Annotated in this window: 18 protein-coding genes; 14 read left to right on the top strand and 4 right to left on the bottom strand. The window is 61.8% G+C overall.

Annotated features, from left to right (window positions below):
* Positions 1-185: 185 nt before the first annotated feature.
* The 9 genes from GJW30_RS16950 to GJW30_RS16910 all read left to right on the top strand — a co-directional run bounded on the left by GJW30_RS16950 (position 186) and on the right by GJW30_RS16910 (position 8,999).
* Positions 186-1,334, top strand: coding sequence for a cysteine desulfurase family protein (locus GJW30_RS16950; protein ID WP_096358882.1), 1,149 nt, complete (start codon positions 186-188; stop codon positions 1,332-1,334).
* A gap of 82 nt (positions 1,335-1,416) precedes the next feature.
* Entirely contained in the window at positions 1,417-2,898 is a 1,482-nt protein-coding gene (sufB, locus tag GJW30_RS16945; RefSeq protein WP_096357420.1) for a Fe-S cluster assembly protein SufB, read from the top strand.
* A 6-nt stretch (positions 2,899-2,904) separates the two neighbouring features.
* The gene (locus tag GJW30_RS16940; protein WP_096357418.1) at positions 2,905-4,047 is read left to right on the top strand and encodes a glycosyltransferase family 9 protein; all 1,143 of its coding nucleotides are present in this window, start codon (positions 2,905-2,907) and stop codon (positions 4,045-4,047) included.
* Entirely contained in the window at positions 4,047-4,802 is a 756-nt protein-coding gene (sufC, locus tag GJW30_RS16935) for a Fe-S cluster assembly ATPase SufC (RefSeq protein ID WP_096357416.1), read from the top strand. The genes GJW30_RS16940 and sufC overlap by 1 nt, the downstream gene beginning before the upstream one ends.
* Positions 4,774-6,129: a Fe-S cluster assembly protein SufD gene (sufD, locus tag GJW30_RS16930; RefSeq protein WP_096357414.1), complete on the top strand. Its 1,356-nt coding sequence runs from the start codon at positions 4,774-4,776 to the stop codon at positions 6,127-6,129. Before sufC ends, sufD begins: the two co-directional genes overlap by 29 nt.
* Positions 6,130-6,198: 69 nt before the next feature.
* Complete coding sequence (locus tag GJW30_RS16925) at positions 6,199-7,434, top strand: cysteine desulfurase (protein ID WP_096357412.1); 1,236 nt, start codon at positions 6,199-6,201, stop codon at positions 7,432-7,434.
* The gene (locus tag GJW30_RS16920) at positions 7,431-7,793 is read left to right on the top strand and encodes an SUF system Fe-S cluster assembly protein (RefSeq protein ID WP_096357410.1); all 363 of its coding nucleotides are present in this window, start codon (positions 7,431-7,433) and stop codon (positions 7,791-7,793) included. Before GJW30_RS16925 ends, GJW30_RS16920 begins: the two co-directional genes overlap by 4 nt.
* Positions 7,794-7,797: 4 nt before the next feature.
* Positions 7,798-8,496, top strand: coding sequence for a hypothetical protein (locus tag GJW30_RS16915; RefSeq protein ID WP_096357408.1), 699 nt, complete (start codon positions 7,798-7,800; stop codon positions 8,494-8,496).
* Between the two features lie 131 nt (positions 8,497-8,627).
* Positions 8,628-8,999, top strand: a complete 372-nt coding sequence (locus GJW30_RS16910; protein WP_096358881.1) for a HesB/IscA family protein — start codon at positions 8,628-8,630, stop codon at positions 8,997-8,999.
* 105 nt (positions 9,000-9,104) lie between these two features.
* On the opposite strand, the gene GJW30_RS16905 is transcribed toward GJW30_RS16910, so the two are convergent.
* Complete coding sequence (locus GJW30_RS16905; RefSeq protein WP_157746775.1) at positions 9,105-9,470, bottom strand: MarR family winged helix-turn-helix transcriptional regulator; 366 nt, start codon at positions 9,468-9,470, stop codon at positions 9,105-9,107.
* Positions 9,471-9,658: 188 nt separating this feature from the next.
* Here GJW30_RS16905 and GJW30_RS16900 point away from each other — a divergent pair, with 188 nt between their 5' ends.
* Complete coding sequence (locus GJW30_RS16900) at positions 9,659-10,504, top strand: hypothetical protein (RefSeq protein WP_130364555.1); 846 nt, start codon at positions 9,659-9,661, stop codon at positions 10,502-10,504.
* A gap of 85 nt (positions 10,505-10,589) precedes the next feature.
* Here the strand turns inward: GJW30_RS16900 and GJW30_RS16895 are convergent, their stop codons facing one another.
* A complete protein-coding gene (locus tag GJW30_RS16895) occupies positions 10,590-12,068 on the bottom strand; it encodes a DEAD/DEAH box helicase (protein WP_096357402.1) in 1,479 nt (492 codons plus the stop codon).
* Positions 12,069-12,265: 197 nt separating this feature from the next.
* Here GJW30_RS16895 and GJW30_RS16890 point away from each other — a divergent pair, with 197 nt between their 5' ends.
* From GJW30_RS16890 to GJW30_RS16880, 3 genes are all read left to right on the top strand, one after another.
* Positions 12,266-12,970 (top strand): alpha/beta fold hydrolase, encoded by a 705-nt coding sequence (locus tag GJW30_RS16890; RefSeq protein ID WP_096357400.1) that lies wholly within the window; start codon positions 12,266-12,268, stop codon positions 12,968-12,970.
* A gap of 162 nt (positions 12,971-13,132) precedes the next feature.
* Positions 13,133-14,305, top strand: a complete 1,173-nt coding sequence (locus GJW30_RS16885) for an isovaleryl-CoA dehydrogenase (RefSeq protein ID WP_096357397.1) — start codon at positions 13,133-13,135, stop codon at positions 14,303-14,305.
* Positions 14,305-14,709, top strand: a complete 405-nt coding sequence (locus tag GJW30_RS16880) for an acyl-CoA thioesterase (protein WP_096357395.1) — start codon at positions 14,305-14,307, stop codon at positions 14,707-14,709. The genes GJW30_RS16885 and GJW30_RS16880 overlap by 1 nt, the downstream gene beginning before the upstream one ends.
* 218 nt (positions 14,710-14,927) lie before the next feature.
* Here GJW30_RS16880 and GJW30_RS16875 read toward each other — a convergent pair whose 3' ends face one another.
* Both GJW30_RS16875 and GJW30_RS16870 read right to left on the bottom strand, forming a co-directional pair.
* Positions 14,928-15,671: an acetoacetate decarboxylase gene (locus GJW30_RS16875; protein ID WP_096357393.1), complete on the bottom strand. Its 744-nt coding sequence runs from the start codon at positions 15,669-15,671 to the stop codon at positions 14,928-14,930.
* A gap of 116 nt (positions 15,672-15,787) precedes the next feature.
* The gene (locus tag GJW30_RS16870) at positions 15,788-17,401 is read right to left on the bottom strand and encodes an inorganic phosphate transporter (RefSeq protein ID WP_096357391.1); all 1,614 of its coding nucleotides are present in this window, start codon (positions 17,399-17,401) and stop codon (positions 15,788-15,790) included.
* A 182-nt stretch (positions 17,402-17,583) separates the two neighbouring features.
* Between GJW30_RS16870 and GJW30_RS16865 the strand changes: the two genes are divergently transcribed.
* Positions 17,584-18,045, top strand: coding sequence for a lysozyme inhibitor LprI family protein (locus GJW30_RS16865; RefSeq protein WP_157746774.1), 462 nt, complete (start codon positions 17,584-17,586; stop codon positions 18,043-18,045).
* Positions 18,046-18,055: the final 10 nt, after the last annotated feature.

The following is an 18,055-nucleotide window of genomic DNA, read 5'->3' as shown; positions in this document are numbered from 1 at the left end:
GTTCTACGGATTTAGCCACCTTGACGGCCGTGGGGTCATAATTTAGAATTATTCTAAACTGATCAAGCCCTTAGACGCAGATACCTGCGGGCCGAGGCGGACCGGGAGCTTCTAGCACGTTCGAGGGGGCCAATTGCAAGCCTTTCGAGCAGTCCCAGGCGCCAGTGGCTTATGACGGCAACTCGATGACGAGCCGCACTTACCTAGACTGGAACGCGACCGCGCCGCTGCGGCCGGAATCGCGTGCCGCGATGGTGGAGGCGCTGGATCGCGGCGGGAACGCGTCTTCCTTGCATGCCGAGGGGCGGGCGGCGCGGTCAATCGTCGAGAATGCTCGGCGCGGGATTGCCCAGCTGGTTGGCGCCGAGACGAAGAATCTCACGTTCACGTCGGGTGGGTCGGAGGCGAACGCGCTGGCTTTGTCGCCGGGTTGGGGCGCCGATGTGCTGCTCGTGAGCGCCATCGAACATCCTTCGGTCTTAGCCGGCGGGCAGTTTGCCAAAGCTGATAATCTGCCCGTTGACGTTAACGGAAGTCTTTCGCTCACTGGGCTTCAAGTTGCGTTGGAGCATGTCTCTCGGCGGGGCAAGCGTGCGATGGTGTCGCTGATGCTCGCCAACAACGAGGTGGGCACGATCCAGCCCGTCAAAGCTGTGGCCGAACTCGTCTACGCCGCAGGCGGACTTCTGCATGTTGACGCGGTTCAGGCGGCGGGACGGATTCCTATCGATATCAATGATCTCGGTGTCGATCTTCTCACGCTGTCTGCACACAAGATCGGTGGCCCGCAGGGGATCGGGGCTTTGATCCGACGCAGCGATAAGCTTCATTTGGCGCGGCCGCTGATGCGTGGCGGCGGCCAGGAGCGAGGGCTCCGCGCCGGGACGGAGAACATTGCAGCGATTGCCGGTTTCGGCGCTGCGGCTGCTGCCGTGCGAGTCAACTTGAGCTCGGAAGCAGCCATGATGCGGGCGCTGCAGGAAAGACTGGAAGACTCGTTGTGCAATGCAGTAGAAGGGGCCGTGGTGTTCGGGTCGGGCGTGCCTCGCCTGCCGAATACGACGCTCGTTTCTGTTCCGGGGACGAAGGCCGACACGCTGCTGATTGCCCTCGATCTTGAGGGAATGGCGGTTTCGGCCGGCTCGGCTTGCTCGTCGGGCAAGATCGCACCGTCGCATGTCCTCGCCGCGATGGGGGTTGCTTCGGAACTCGCGCTCGGCGCGATCCGGGTCTCGACCGGTTACGCGACCGAGGAAAAGGACGTGGATCGCTTTCTCATTGCTTGGAGAAAGTGCGTCACGACACTACTTAAGAGGCAACAAGTCGCCGCGTAAGCGGCCCGAAACTCAAGGGTTTTGGGACGCGGGCGCGGAAGTATCCGAACCCGCGGTCCTTGAAACCGCTGTGGAGCGTTGAATGCCAGCCGTACAAGAGACCGTCGAACAGGTTCGACGGATCGATGTCGATCAATACAAGTATGGGTTTGAGACCCTGATCGAGTCCGACAAGGCGCCTAAAGGCCTGTCGGAGGACATCGTCCGTTTCATCTCCGCGAAGAAGAACGAGCCGGAGTGGATGCTCGAGTGGCGTCTCGAGGCTTACAAACGTTGGCTGACGATGCGCGAGCCGCATTGGGCGCGCGCCGACTACAAGCCGATCGACTACCAGCAGTATTATTACTACTCAGCGCCGAAGCAGAAGATCGCGCTGAACTCACTTGACGAAGTCGATCCGGAAATTCTGCGCACTTATGAGAAGCTCGGCATCTCGCTCCGCGAGCAGGAAATGCTGGCCGGCGTCGTTCGCCCGGAAGGCGAGCGCCGTGTTGCGGTCGATGCCGTGTTCGATTCGGTTTCTGTCGCGACGACGTTCAAGGAAGAACTCAAGAAGGCCGGCGTGATCTTCATGCCGATCTCGGAAGCGCTGCGCGAGCATCCGGATCTGGTGAAGAAGTATATCGGCTCGGTCGTGCCAGTGACCGACAACTTCTTTGCGACGCTGAACTCGGCCGTCTTCTCCGACGGTTCGTTCGTCTACGTGCCGCCGGGCGTTCGTTGCCCGATGGAGCTGTCGACGTATTTCCGCATCAATGAGCGCGACACCGGTCAGTTCGAGCGCACGCTGATCATCGCGGACAAGGGTTCGTACGTTTCGTATCTCGAAGGCTGCACGGCGCCGATGCGCGACGAAAACCAGCTGCACGCGGCGGTCGTCGAGCTCGTTGCGCTGGAAGGCGCCGAGATCAAATACTCGACGGTGCAGAATTGGTACCCGGGAGATGCGGACGGCAAGGGCGGCATCTACAATTTCGTGACGAAACGCGGCGATTGCCGCGAGGCGAATTCGAAGATCTCGTGGACGCAGGTCGAGACCGGCTCGGCGATCACCTGGAAGTATCCGAGCTGCATTCTGCGCGGCGACAATTCGCGCGGCGAGTTCTACTCGATCGCGATTTCGAACGGCCGCCAGCAAGTCGATAGCGGCACCAAGATGGTGCATCTCGGCAAGAACACGACGAGCCGCATCATCTCGAAGGGCATCTCGGCGGGTAAGTCGCAGAACACGTATCGCGGCCTCGTCTCGACACATCGCAAGGCGACGAACGCGCGCAACTTCACGAACTGCGACTCGCTGCTGATCGGCGATCAATGCGGCGCGCATACGGTGCCGTATATCGAGACGAAGAACGCGTCTTCGGTGATCGAGCACGAAGCGACGACGTCGAAGATTTCCGAAGACATGCTGTTCTACTGCATGCAGCGCGGCATGTCGGCCGAAGAGGCGACGGCGCTTGTGGTCAACGGGTTCGTCAAGGATGTACTGCAACAGCTGCCGATGGAATTCGCGGTCGAGGCGCAGAAGCTGATCTCGATCTCGCTCGAAGGAAGCGTTGGATAAACTGCGATGCAAGCGCAGGATCTCGCCAGCTACCGGACCGATCTGGATGCGGCCTTCGCCAAGCGCGGCGGGCCGGGCGAGACCACGCATGTCACGATCAAGCCGCGCGGCGAGACCGAACAGCCGACGCTGATCTTCCGCGACAAGGGGCATCTGCTCGGCGACGCGCTGATCCGGGTGCCGGCCTATCGCGCGGCGCGTATCGCATTTCCAAACCACCGCCTGATCAATTTGTCGGCGGAGAAGACCGCATTCACGGGTCCGCTCGCGCCGATCGCGCATCTGTTCTTCGACGAGATATTCTCCGGTGTCGAGGCAAACAGCGAACAGCGCCAGCTCGCACGCTCGTTCGGCCCGATGGACATTGTGTTGGACTTGCGCAGCAACATGCGCTCGTCGCTCAATGGCGTGACGTTCTTTGGCTCGGCCAAGCGTTTTGTAGCGAACTCGCCGGGCTTCGCGGCGCGGTACGGTGCGCCACGTTCCTTCGAGGTTCGGCCGCGCAACAATGCCGCGCGCTACCATCGCATGGTCGAGATTGTCGCGGGTCATCGCCTGCCGTACGATTTCCGTATCCCGACGTTGCCGCAAGCCAAGACGCACGCGGCCGAATTGCTGCCGGACGGCGAGCGCTATTTCGGCATTACGAGCGGGCCGTTAACGCAGACGAAGTCCTGGCCGCGCGAGGGGCACATCACAGTTGCGGCGCGCGTTCGCGCGCACGGTTTCCGTCCCGTCGTTTTGCTTGGTGCATTCGAAGGCGAGCAGCGCGCCTGGTACGAAGCGAATATTCCGGATGCGCTCATCGTCGATCTCGCGACGGCGCGTGGCGACGCCGGATATCTCTTGTGGTTGCTCCACGCGGTAGCGGGCCGTTTCGCCGGCTGCGTCAGCAACGAAAACGGCCTGCAGCATCTCGTCGCGAGCCGAGGCATTCCGCTGCTCACGCTCTCCGGCCCAACCAACTCGCGCGCGTGGAAACCGGTGACACCGTTGTGGTGGTGCATACGCGCGCAGCAATTCGGATCGGACGAGCCGCGCGCCATCCCGCCGGCATTCGTCGCCGACACAGTCAGTCAAATGATCCGCTGGATCGAACGCAACGAAGACAATCGCGCAAATGCGCCGATGAACTCAGGACAAAATTGATGTCGCTGCTTGAAGTGAAAAATCTCCACGTCGAGATCGAGGGGAAGAAGATTCTCAACGGTCTGACGCTCACGATGGAGCCCGGCAAGGTCCATGCGATCATGGGGCCGAACGGCTCGGGCAAGTCGACGCTCGCGTACGTGCTTGCCGGCAAAGACGACTACGAAGTCACCGAGGGCGAAGTGCTGCTCGATGGCGAGAACATTCTCGAAATGTCGCCGGATGAGCGCGCCGCGAAGGGTCTCTTCCTCGCCTTCCAGTATCCGATGGAGATACCTGGTGTCGCCTCGATGGAATTCCTCCGCGTTGCCGTGAATGCGCAGCGCCGCGCGCGCGGCGAAGACGAAATCTCGACGCCGGAATTTCTCAAGCGCGTGCGCGGGAAGGCGAAGGATCTGCAGATCGACGCCGATATGCTCAAGCGCGGCGTCAACGTCGGCTTCTCGGGCGGCGAGAAGAAGCGCAACGAGATCCTGCAGATGGCGATGCTCGAGCCGCGCGTCGCGATCCTCGACGAGACCGACTCGGGCCTCGATATCGACGCGCTCAAGATCGTCTCGGACGGCGTCAACGCGCTGCGTTCACCGCAGCGTTCAATGCTGGTCATCACGCACTATCAGCGTTTGCTCAACTACATCGTGCCGGACGTCGTTCACGTCATGGCGAAGGGTCGTGTCGTGAAGACCGGCGGCAAAGAGCTTGCGCTCGAACTGGAGGCTCACGGCTATGCCGAGTACCGCGACGCAGCCGCGTGAGGCGAGTGTGAACAAGCCCGCCGATCTCACCGTGATCCGCTCCGCCGCCGAGGAAGCGATCCTGAGCGCGTATCCGACGCAACGCGATGCCGCCCCTGGTGGCGCGGCCGTCGTGAAGGCGCGCGATCGCGCTTTCGATCTGCTCAAGGCGAACGGTTTGCCGACGCGCCGCGTCGAGGAATGGAAGTACACGGACCTCCGCGCGCTGATGCGCGACTTCCCAGCGCCGGCCGAAAAGCCGGATGCTGCGACAATTGCAAGAGCCGACAAGCTCAAGGCTGCGGTGGAAGCCGGCGATGTTTCGCAGGTGTCGTTCGTCAACGGCTACGATGTGACGAGCGAAGCGCCGCAGGGCGTTGCTTGGCAGCGCGTATCGGATGCGAAAGCGCTTCCGGTCGAGGCCGTGCGCGAACGCGCCTATCAGGATAATGCAGCGGTCGCGCTCAACACCGCGTTCTCGCGCGATGCGACTTTGCTTCGCGTTGCGGCCGGCACGACGCCGGCGCGCCCGGTGAAACTCTCGTTCCGCAATGTCGGCGCGGCCGCGTCGACGTTCCCGCGTGTCATCGTGACGGTCGAGAAGGGCGCGTCGCTCACGCTCATCGAGTCGCATGACAGCGCGAACGAGCTTGCGTTCCAAACGCATGCGCTGATCGAGATCGATGTCGCGGAAGGCGCGAGCGTCGAATACATCCGCGTCGATACGTCGGGCGATAAGGCGATGACGTTGTCGACCTTCGGCTTGACGCTCGCGAAAGACGCGACGTTCTCGTCGCTGACGGTGACGCGCGGCAGCGCGGTCTCGCGCCAGCAGATTTTCGCGCGCATCCACGGCACCGGCGTCAAGGCCGCGTTCCGTGGCGCGGCGCTACTTCGCGGCCGTCAGCATGCGGACGTGACGTTGGTCACCGATCACGCGGCACCGCACGGCGAGAGCCGCGAAGTGTTTAAGTCGGTGCTCGACGATCAATCGCGCTCGGTGTTCCAGGGCAAGATCGTCGTCCAGCAGGCCGCGCAGAAGACAGACGGCAAGATGATGACGCAGGCTCTGCTGCTCTCGGAAGATGCCGAGATGAATGCGAAGCCGGAACTTGAAATCTTTGCCGACGACGTCGTCTGCGGTCACGGTGCGACTGCCGGTGCGCTCGACGAGGACTTGCTGTTCTATCTGCGCTCGCGCGGTGTTCCGCACAAGGAAGCCGAAGCGTTGCTTGTGCAAGCCTTCATCGGCGAAGCCATCGAGCCGATCGCGCATGAGGGCATGCGCGAGGCGTTGCTCGATCTCACACGCGATTGGTTGGCGTCGCGCGCAACGTTGAAAGGATGATCCCGTAGCCCCGGATATCGCCGCGCGCCGCGCGAGCTTACTCATCCGGGCTACGATCAGAGGACTAGAATGCTGGACAAGGCCACCGCATACGACATCGATCGCATCCGCGCGGATTTCCCCGCGCTGGCGATGCAGGTCTATGGCAAGCCGCTCGTGTATCTCGACAACGCGGCCTCGGCGCAGAAGCCGAAGCAGGTGCTCGACCGGATTACGCAGGTTTACACCAGCGAATATGCCAACGTGCATCGCGGGCTTCATTACCTCGCGAATGCCGCGACGGAGGCTTACGAGGGCGCGCGCGAGACGGTGAGGGCTTTCCTCAATGCGGAGCGTCTGGAAGAGATCATCTTCACGAGCAACGCGACCGATGCGCTGAATCTCGTATCGGCGAGCTTCGGCCTCGACAACATCAAAGAGGGCGATGAGATCGTGATCTCCATCATGGAGCATCACTCCAACATCGTGCCGTGGAATTTCCTGCGCGAGCGCAAGGGCGCCGTCATCAAGTGGGCGCCGGTCGACGAGCAGGGCAACTTTCTGCTCGACGAATTCGAGAAGCTGCTGACCGAGCGCACCAAGATCGTCTCGATCACGCATATGTCGAACGCGCTCGGCACCATCGTTCCCGTGAAGGACGTGACGCGGCTAGCGCATGCGCGCGGCATTCCGGTCGTCATCGACGGCAGCCAGGCCGCCGTGCATCTCGATGTCGACGTGCGCGATATCGATTGCGATTTCTACGTCATCACCGGACACAAGCTTTACGGCCCCACCGGCATCGGCGCGCTGTACGGAAAGTACGACCGTCTGGCGGCCCTGCCGCCGTTCAAGGGCGGCGGCGAGATGATCCGCGACGTGTTCGAGGATCGCGTCACGTATGGCGATCCGCCGCACCGCTTCGAAGCCGGCACGCCGCCGATCGTGCAGGCCGCAGGTCTCGGCGCTGCAATCGACTACATTCAGGCGATCGGCAAGGAGCGCATCCGCGCACACGAGGATGATGTCTCGTCGTATGCGCGCGAGCGGCTGCGTGAGCTCAATTCGATCCGCATCGTCGGCGATGCGCGCGACAAGGGCGCTATCGTCTCGTTCGAGATGAAGGGTGCGCATCCGCATGACGTCGCGACCGTGATCGACCGCGCCGGCGTTGCGGTTCGCGCGGGCACGCATTGCGTGATGCCGCTGCTGGCGCGATACGGATTGACGGCGACATGCCGCGCCTCGTTCGGTCTTTACAATACGCGCGCCGAGGCCGATGCGCTGTTCGAAGCGCTACGCAAAGCACAAGGTATGTTCGCATGAGTAACGAGCTGCAGCCGGCCGAAGGGCAGACCTCGGCGATCCCGCAGGAAGAGTTGACGCGCATGACCGACGACATCGTCGCGGCGCTCAAGACGGTCTACGATCCGGAAATTCCTGCGGACATCTACGAACTCGGCCTCATCTATCGCATCGAGATCGAAGACGACCGCAAGACGACCGTCGATATGACGCTGACGACGCCGAATTGTCCGGCCGCGCAGGAATTGCCGATCATGGTGGAGAATGCGGTGGCGACCGTTGCGGGCGTCGGCGAAGTGAAGGTCAACGTTGTGTGGGATCCGCCGTGGGATCAGAGTCGCATGACGGACGAGGCGCGCGCCGTTCTCAACATGTGGTGACGGCATGAAGTACGCCGTTGCGGTCGCTCTCTTGTTCGCTGCGCTGACGTCCGCGCATGCGGAGGATGATCGCCGCTGCGTCGATAGTCACATCGATCAAGATCCATCAACGTTGCAACTTGGACGCATCGCCGGCGACGAGAAGCGCAAGTATTTCTTCGCAGGCTCCGATAGAGCGCCCGAGTGCCCCGCAGCGACGGTGGGGTGCATCGAGAAGGCTTACCTCGTTCCGGGCGACCGCGTGCTCGTCGCGCCGTCGCAGCGCGTGCCTGGTTTTGTCTGCGCTGCGTTCGTCAGCCGGAAGGGCACGGCTACGGTCGGGTGGCTTGCCGAGGCGGCGGTTGAAGCGAAGCCTCCGCCTGCTGCGGGTGCGGCTGAGTGGATCGGCACCTGGAAGTATCTCAACGCGACGATCAAGATCACGCGCGGCAAGAAGCCCGGTACGCTCACGCTCGAAGGCGATTCGTTCGCGCAGCGCTATCAGAGTGTCAATACCGGCGGGTTCAGCGGCACCGATGTTCCGCTTCAGGGTAACGCTATCGGTTTTGCCATGAAGCAAGACGAGACCGTGCCGTTCGAGAAAGCCGAGCAATACGATTGTGCACTGAAGCTGGCTCGGTTGAACGACCTGATGGTCGTGCGCGACACAGGTTCATGCGGCGGTGCCGGCGTCTATTTCGGCGGCTATTACCGCCGAAAGTGAGTTGGTTGAGCCAAATTGCTGAGCGATTCCAATGAGACGATCCACCAATCCGGTGGCTTTTCATTGAGGAATTCGGCATTATCTTAGGTGTTGGCCGCGACCTTGAATCCCGGCCGCAGGAGATGAAGACGATGGCCACTCCACGACCCCGCCCGCAAGTGATGAGCATTACGGATGCGGCTGCGGCGCGCATTGCGGAAATCATGTCGAAGGCCGGTTCCGATGCCGCGGGTATCCGCGTGGGCGTCGAGAAGGGTGGCTGCGCCGGCATGAGCTATAAGGTGGAACTCGCCAAAGATACGAAGCCGGGCGACGAAGTGATCGACAGCAATGGACATCGCGTGCTGATCGACCCGACGGCCGTGCTGTTCCTGCTTGGCACGCAGATGGACTACAAGATCGACAAGATGTCAGCGACGTTCGTGTTCAACAACCCGAACCAGACGTCCGCCTGCGGCTGCGGCGAGTCGGTCGCGATCACGCCCGCGCAGGTGTTGAGCTAAGCGGTCGTCGGGGCCCAGTTGGGCACTCGACGACTTTCCAATTTGACAAAAGCTAGACATGGATGTCCCGGACAAGCCGGGACATGACGATTGTTGGCGTGACCGCTAGGCGCTTTCGCTTGCGCGCAGCTTGTCGGTCATTGCCGACAGTGTTTTGCTGAAGCTCTCTAGCTTCGACTTGTCGATGCCGTCGACCATATCTCGCTCCAGCTTCTGAACGTCGCGGCGCGCGCGGCGCAGAATGTCAGCACCTGTGCGCGTGAGGCGATTGCTGATGCGGCGTGCTTCGCCTGGGACACGCTCGACGCAGTTCGCAAGCTCAAGCGCCTGAACTATGCCTCCCATCGTCTGCGCGGTGACCAGCGCTTCGCGCGCGAGGTCGGCGTTTGTCGCGCCGGGATTGTTCTGAATCGCCTCGAGTACGGAGTATTGCGGCGCGTTGAGGTCGTGAGCCGCGAGCGCGTCATCCATTCGAAGACGGAGCAGGTGCTGGGCCCGTTTGAGATCGTAACCGACCGAAGTCCATTGTCTTGACATATAAGGTGCCTGATATAAGTTGACTTATATTATTCTGAATTATTCTTCTTGTCGATATTGACCGAGCCCACATGCGTATTGATGGATGGCTGCTATCTGCCGCGATCGAGAACCCGCTCGATGTGACGGTGTTCCGCGATGACATTCACGTCATGGTCTATATGGACGGCCATCCGGAGTTCGAAGCCGTCGAGGCGATGATCCGGTTCGTGAACGACGAATCACCGATTGTGCGTGCGATCGTCACGCTGCATGATCAATCGCAGATCGATCATACGAATGACACGAGTGTTCGCGACGCGACTTCCGTTGGCGGGCGGCGTGTGGTGACGACGGATGTCAGCGCATCCGTGGTGAGGCAGGCGGCACGTATCCATGCGCGCGTTTCGTTCGCGGCATATTCGGGTGAAGTTATCGATCTTCGGTTCGTCGGCGCAGGACTGCCGCACGCGGACCACAGTGGATTGTCCGATCCAGGCGGGCACTCAAGCCGGCTTAGCCTGCCGATCATGTGGCGCGAGAAAAGCACCGTCGGGATCGATGGCTCGTGCGTGCATGTCGGCGACAAGGCCTACGATGCGACGGTACTGCGACAGGTTACGGCAGACTACGCGATACGCCGTGCTTACTTGACCGAAGGGCACCGGATGGCGGTCATCCGTGCCGGCAACCGAAAGATCGCGAGACGAAAATCATCGGAGATATCGCCGCGACTGTTGGATCGTTTAGTTTTCACGTCACCTGACGCGGCGTTGCAATTCTCAATCGTCTTTATCGGCGGTGCGTTTCGCTGCGACCTCGGAGAGGTCGAGGGTATTGTGACTGGTGAGGCGTGGACGGAGAAAGGCGATGCCTGCTGGACGCTCGTGCTTCAGCCGCAGTCGCCCGCATGGGCGGTCGAACGGCGCGTCGTCGTGCGCATTGAGGAAGCGGAAGGCAGCTACGATATCGCGACGACGATTGGATGAATGCGTTTGAGCTGTCGTGGAAGAAAGACGTGGATGGCCCGCATGAAGCGGGCCATGACGGCATTGGGCGTATGAGTTTGAAAGCTTAAGCCTTGACGCGAACGGGGCGGAGCAGGAAGGCAGGGAGATGCGACATGTCGCCTCCGTCCTGATCGTCCTTCTGACGTGACGGCTTGCGGCGCGAGCGGGCTTCACCGATATCGGCGACTTTAGCGGGGCGCTCACGCTCCGGATTTCGTGCCGGGCGCTCGGCACGAGCAGGGCGCTCGTGCTCTGCACTTTCTTGACGCGGTTCCGGAGAACGCGGCTCCTGCGAGCGTGCTTCCTGCGAACGTTCCGGGCGGCCTTCTTGGCGCCCACCGCGTCCGCGTCCGCCGCTGCGGCCACGTCCACGACGCACGCTTTGCGACTCTTCGTCGGCATTGATCGGTGCAGCGCCTTCCGGCGCTTCCATCACGTTGATGGGTTGCGTCGTCAGCTTCTCGATCGCGGCAATCGACTTTGCGTCACCGCCGGTGACGATGGTGATCGCGGTGCCGGTCAGGCCGGCGCGGCCCGTGCGGCCGATGCGGTGCACGTAGTCGTCCGGATGATACGGAACGTCGAAGTTGAAGACGTGGCTGACAGCCGGAATATCGAGGCCGCGCGCCGCGACGTCGGACGCGATCAGCAGCTTGGCTTCGCCCTTACGGAACTGGTCGAGTGCGGCCATGCGGGCTGGCTGCTCCATGTCGCCATGCAGCGGTACGGCGTTGAATCCGTGGCTGACCAGCGAGCGATGCAGCAGCGCGACATCGCGCTTGCGGTTGCAGAAGATGATCGCGTTTTTGAAGTTTTCGTCGGCGCGCAGGAGGCGGCGCAGAATGTCACGCTTGGCGGCGGGATCGGAACTCGACTTCACGACACCTTGTGTGATCGTCGCCGCGGCGGTCGCGGGACGCGAGACTTCGACGCGCTCCGGATTGTGCAGGAAGGTGTCGGCGATGTGTTGAATTTCCTTCGGCATCGTCGCGGTGAAGAACAGCGTCTGACGCGTGAAGGGAACGAGCTTGCCGATGCGCTCGATGTCCGGGATGAAGCCCATGTCGAGCATGCGGTCGGCTTCGTCGATGACGAGGAGTTCGACGCCGGTGAGGAGGAGGCGGCCACGCTCGAAGTGATCGAGCAGGCGGCCCGGCGTTGCGATCAGCACGTCGACACCGCGCGTGATCTTCATGTCCTGATCGTCGAACGATACGCCGCCGATCAAGAGCGCGACCGAGAGCTTCTGGCCGCCGCTGTATTTGGTGAATTGCTCGGCGACCTGCGCGGCGAGTTCGCGCGTCGGCTCGAGGATCAGCGTGCGCGGCATGCGCGCTCTAGCGCGGCCATTCTGCAATTTTGTGATCATCGGCAGCACGAAGGCGGCGGTTTTACCCGTGCCGGTCTGCGCTATGCCGAGAACGTCTCGACCTTTGAGGACGTGGGGGATCGCTTGCGCCTGGATCGGCGTTGGCGTGGAATAGCCGGCAGCCGTAACTGCAGCGACAACTTTGTCGGACAAGCCGAGTTCAGAGAAGGACAATCGAGAACCTCTAGATTCAATGCCCTCGCTCGGCTTATCGCCAAACACCACGGATGACGGGGAGGGAGGGCTGTCGAATCCATTCAGGACCCGACCCATACAAGAAGCGAACATAATGGAAACGCCGAAAAAGTCAACGTGTTGCAGCGCAACAAGTGCCGTTAAGGCTTACGTTTTCGTGTCTCAAGGTGGGATTTATGGCTGACCCTTTGCCGACCGTCCTAGTTCCGGGCCTCAACTGCTCGGCGCGGCTTTATGCGGCGCAAATTCCCGTCCTGTGGCGGTTTGGGCCCGTGCAGGTCGCGAACCACACGGACGCCGACACGATGGCGCAGATCGCGCGGCAGATACTCTCCAACGCGCCACCGCTGTTTGCTCTCGTTGGGCTTTCGATGGGCGGCTATATCGCGCTCGAGATCATGCGGCAGGCGCCGCAGCGGGTCGGCAAGCTGGCGCTGCTCGATACGTCGGCGCGGCCGGATACGCCTGAGCAGTCGGCGAAACGCGACAATTTCATCTCCATGGCAGAGGCGGGCCGCTTCGCGGAGGTGACCGAGACGCTCTGGCCTGTGCTGGTCGATCCGTCGCGGCAGAAGGACGTGACGCTGAAGGGCGAGATCGTGCGCATGGCGGACGATGTCGGGCCCGAGGCGTTCGTGCGTCAGCAGCGGGCGATCAAGTCGCGCGCGGATTCGCGGCCGTTGCTGAAAGAGATTCAATGCCCGGCGCTGGTGCTGGTGGGCGCGAACGATCAGCTCACGCCGCCGGAGCTGGCGGACGAGATGGCAGCCGGCATCGCAGGCGCTGACCTCGTGAAGGTGCCTGACTGCGGGCACATGTCGACGATGGAGAAGCCGGAGATCGCCAATCGCGCATTGGCGGCGCTGATGCAGAAGGGTTGACCGGAGCGGCGAGAGCATTTTCAAGTGAAGTGGATTCCGGTTCACGTGAAGAAAATGCGACCAACTAGAACCGAGAGCCCGCTTTGATCTTACAAAGCGTGGCTCTCGCCGCTTATCCGTAGAGTTTGAAAGCGGCTCAAACGCCGCGCGTTGGGTGGAAACATGATCTCGAATACCTGGAAGCCGTTTGACTTCAGCCTCGGCGAAAATGCCGACATGCTGCGCGACACCGTCACGCGGTTCTCGCAAGATCAGATCGCGCCGCGCGCCGAGGAGATCGATCGCACCAATCAGTTTCCGCGCGACCTGTGGCCGAAGCTCGGCGAGCTTGGTTTGCTTGGCCTCACTGTGGAAGAGGAATACGGCGGCTCCGGTCTCGGCTATCTCGAACACTGCGTCGCGATGGAGGAGATCTCGCGCGCGTCGGCGTCGGTCGGTCTGTCGTACGGCGCGCATTCGAATCTCTGCGTCAATCAGCTGCGCCGCAACGGCACCGAAGATCAGAAGCGCAAGTATTTGCCGAAGCTGATCTCCGGCGAGCATGTCGGCGCGCTTGCGATGTCGGAGCCGGGCGCAGGCTCGGACGTCGTCTCGATGCGCACGCGCGCCGAGAAGAAGGGCGACCGCTATGTGATCACCGGCAACAAGATGTGGATCACGAACGGCCCGATCGCCGAGACGCTCGTCGTCTACGCGAAGACCGACCCAAGCGCAGGGCCGCGCGGCATCACGGCCTTCATCATCGAGAAGGGGATGAAGGGTTTCTCGACCGCGCAGAAGCTCGACAAGCTCGGCATGCGCGGCTCCGACACCTGCGAGCTCGTGTTCGAAGATTGCGAAGTGCCGGAAGAGAATGTTGTCGGCGGCGTCGGCCGCGGCGTCAACGTGCTGATGTCGGGCCTCGATTACGAGCGTGCCGTGTTGGCGGCGGGGCCGCTCGGCATCATGCAGGCGTGTATCGATGTCGTGATGCCGTATGTGCATGAGCGCAAGCAATTCGGACAACCGATCGGTTCGTTCCAGCTCGTGCAGGGCAAACTTGCCGACATGTATGTCACGATGAATGCCTGCAAGGCCTACGTCTATGCAGTGGCGAAAGCATGCGACCGCGGCGAGACGACGCGCGAAGATGCGGCGGGCGCGATCCTGTACGCGGGCGAGAAGGCGACGCAGTGTGCGCTCGATGCGATCCAGCTGCTCGGTGGCAACGGCTATATCAACGATTATCCGACCGGCCGCTTGCTGCGCGATGCGAAGCTCTACGAGATCGGCGCGGGCACCAGCGAGATCCGCCGCATGCTGATCGGCCGCGAGCTCTTCGAGAAGACCGCGTGATGCTGAGCTACAAGGGTACTGTCTATCCCTGGCATTGCGATCACAATGGCCACATGAATGTGATGTGGTACGTCGGCAAGTTCGACGAAGGCTCGTTTCATGTTCTCAACGCGCTCGGCATCACGCCGCAGTTTCTGCGCGAGAACAATCGTGGCATGGCGGCGGTCGAGCAGAAGATCGAATACAAACGAGAGCTTTTCGCCGGCGATATCGTCGAGGTTAATTCGCGCGTTGTCGACATCCGCGAGAAGGTGATCATCTTCCAGCACGTGATGACGAACGCCGCGAACGGCGTCGAAGCCGCGACGACAACGCTGACGGTTCTGCACACCGACAAGACAACGCGGCGCGCGATCGCGTTTCCGGAGTTCGTCCGGGAGAAGGCGGCCGCGCTGACGACGTAGAGGGTTTGACGTTTTGACAGAAACGACTCCCGTCCGATGAGTAGAGTGCTGGTCATCCCGGGGCGCGAGCGCGTAGCGCTCTGCGAGCCCGGGATCCATAATCACGATCTTATCGATACGGCAGGGAGTATGGATCCCGGCCCTCGCGGCGCGCAAAGTGCGCGCATCGCTCGACCGGGATGACCAGCGAACCTATCTTGAGCGTGAAATGCTCTGAGCTACTTCTTCAGGTAGTCGTGGACGACGCGGCCGTAGGGCAGAGTCAGATCGGCGATGAAGTGTTTGGCGCCAATGACGCGTTTGACCGGTAGGTCGGCGACCGGCGCGTTGACGTGCGGCACCAGGTGCAAACGTCCGGGTCCGGTCCATGAGCCTTTCACGGTCGCTTCGGTGATGTTGATCGCGACGAGCTGACAGATTTCCGGTTTGCCATCGACGCCCGGAATGATCTTGAGATTGATCTGCGTCTTGCCGATACCCTTGAGCGTGCTGGTGTCGTCGGCTGCCATCGCAGCGTGCTTGTAGCCCATCGTTCCCATCGCAACCTGCTGGCCCGCATAGACGAGCGTGCCGGTCAGCGTATCGTGGACGAGTTCGAGTTTCGGCTCGGCGTATTTCTTCGGGAAGCCCCAGATCTCGCGGCCGGCGGCGATCGGCGGATCGTCGTCGAGATACATTTGGTGGACGAAGTTGACGTCCTCGCCGTTGAAGCGGCACGGGATGACGGTGCCGCTTTCCGTGTAACCGCCGAAGCCGGAGCTGTCCGGCATGCGGATCCACTCGTAGTTCACGGTCGAGCCGATCGGCTCGAGAGGTTCGGGCAGGGCGGCGCGGACGGCGTCCGGATCGGACTCGTAGGTGATCACCATGAATTCGCGATTGATGAAACGATAGGGCCCGGCCGGATAGCTCGGGCTCGCGGCCGGCATCGAGGGCAGCTTCGCGACGTCATCTTTTTTCATCGTGACCTCAGGTTTGCGAACGCGGGATGAAAGTCAGCACACTCGCGCGCCGCAGGCAAACGGCCAAAAGAAAAGCCGGCACGAAGGCCGGCTTTTCGTAGCGTCGGTTTCCGCGCTCAGAAGATGTGGCGGAAGAGGTAGTAGAGCGAGCCGGACAGCGTGATCGCGACCGGCAGCGTCAGCACCCACGCCATCAAGAGATTGCGGATCGTCGCCATCTGCAGGCCGGAGCCGTTCGCCGCCATCGTGCCGGCGACGCCGGAGGATAAGACGTGTGTGGTCGACACCGGCAGACCGTAGATGTCGGCAGCCGCGATTGTGCCGGCGGCAACGAGTTCGGCGGACGCACCTTGCGCGTAAGTGAGGTGCGATTTGCCGATCTTCTCGCCGACCGTGACGACGATGCGCTTCCAGCCGATCATCGTGCCGAGGCCGAGGGCGATAGCGACCGCGACTTTCACCCATGTCGGGATGAATTTGGTCGCCGAGTCGAGGGACTTCTTGTAGTCGCCGAGCGTCTTTACTTCGGCGGGCGACAACTCGTTCTCTTTGTCCTTCATGAGGAAGCGCAGTGCTTCGGACGCGAGATACATGTCGTTTCGCTTATTGCCGACGGCCGCAGCCGGAACCTTGTCGAGCGTGCCGTAGGTTTCGATCTGCTGCGAAATTTCGGTCACCAGCACGGCAAGCGACGGATAGGTGCCTTCGCTGATCTTACGCTGTGACACGTACTGCGTGACGGCCGGACGCGGGTTGCCGAGAACGCTATGACCAGAAGCCTTCGACTGGATCACGGCGCTGGCGGATTTCGACTTCTGCGCGAAGGTCGCGACCTCGCTCGCCGGGAGCGCGCGGTTGAGCGCATAAGCGGTCGGCACGGTGCCGATGAGGATGAGCATGATGAGGCCCATGCCCTTTTGTCCGTCGTTCGAGCCGTGCGCGAAGGAAACGCCCGTGCAGGTCGCGATGAGCAAGCTGCGGATCCACAGCGGCGGCGGCTTGTTGCCTTTCGGCTCCGAGTAAAGCTCCGGGTTGCGGACGAGCACTTTGAGCGAGAGCAGGAGCAGCGCGGCGGCGCAGAAGCCGAACAGCGGCGAGAGAAGCAGCGACCAGCCGATCTCGGTCGCCTTGGTCCAGTCGACGCCGGAGGTGCCGCTCTGGCCGTTCATCATTGCGTTCATGACGCCGACGCCGATGATCGAGCCGATCAGCGTGTGCGAGGACGACGCCGGCAAGCCGAGATACCAAGTGCCGAGGTTCCAGATGATCGCCGCAATGAGCAGCGCGAAAACCATCGCGAAGCCGGCGCCGCTGCCGACTTGGAGGATCAGCTCGACCGGCAACAGCGCGATGATGCCGAAGGCGACCGCGCCGGACGACAGCAGCACGCCGAGGAAGTTGAAAAAGCCGGACCAGACGACCGCGATGTTGGCCGGCAGAGAGTGCGTGTAGATGACGGTCGCGACAGCGTTGGCGGTGTCGTGGAAGCCGTTGACGAATTCGAAGCCGAGCGCGATCAAAAGCGCAACGAACAGAAGGATGTAGGGCAGGTAAGTGGTGACTTGCGTGCCGGTCGCGTCTACGTCAACGTAAAGGCTGTAGGCCACATAGATCGCACCCGCAGCGAGTACGCCGAAGAACAAAATCGCGGTGACGGGATTGAACGTCCGATCGAGATCGGGACGTTTTGCGGCGGGTTCTAACGACCCCGGAAGAGCCATTTCAGCCATAGGAATTCCCCAAGATTGCGGGCGGGAACTTCCTGCTGGCGGATGACAGGCGGATGACGGTTAATGACTTCTTCCCGATTCAATCTGGCATTTCGTCGCGGCTCTCGCGTAGGTTGCGGCGAATCTGACGAGCACACAAAGGGCTTAGACATTTGGGCACTCGGATAAAAATATTTCTGCGTGTGTTACTGCTGGCTGTGGTCGCGCTTCTATTCGCGCCCGACGCTACATACGCACAAGAGCGCAAGGCGACGCCGCAGGAGAAAGCGACGATCGAAGCGTGCTTCACGTCGAAGCTCGATAGTCCGGAGGGAATCGAGGGCTGTTTGTTCAAGGTCGCGGAGCCGTGCGCGGATGCGGCGGGCGGCTCGACCTTCGCGACTTCCGATTGTTACCGCGTTGAGCAGACGATCTGGGACGGTTTACTGAACGCGGCGCATCGCGAGCTCATCGGCGAACTTGATGCGCAGCAGAAGAAGGCACTGCTGAAGATGCAGCGGGCTTGGATCGCGTCCCGCGATGCGACCTGCAATTTCCGCGCGGACAAAATTCGCGGATCGCTGGCGGCGACGATGTCGGCAGCGTGCTTCACACGCGAAACAGCGCGGCGCGCATTGCTGATGAAACAATTCACGGAACTCTAGGAACGAGGTC

Origin of the sequence: Variibacter gotjawalensis, assembly GCF_002355335.1 — a bacterium.
Classification (GTDB): Bacteria; Pseudomonadota; Alphaproteobacteria; order Rhizobiales; family Xanthobacteraceae; genus Variibacter; species Variibacter gotjawalensis.
Note: the sequence above shows the minus strand (reverse complement) of the source record. Positions and strands in the feature narration are given on the sequence as shown.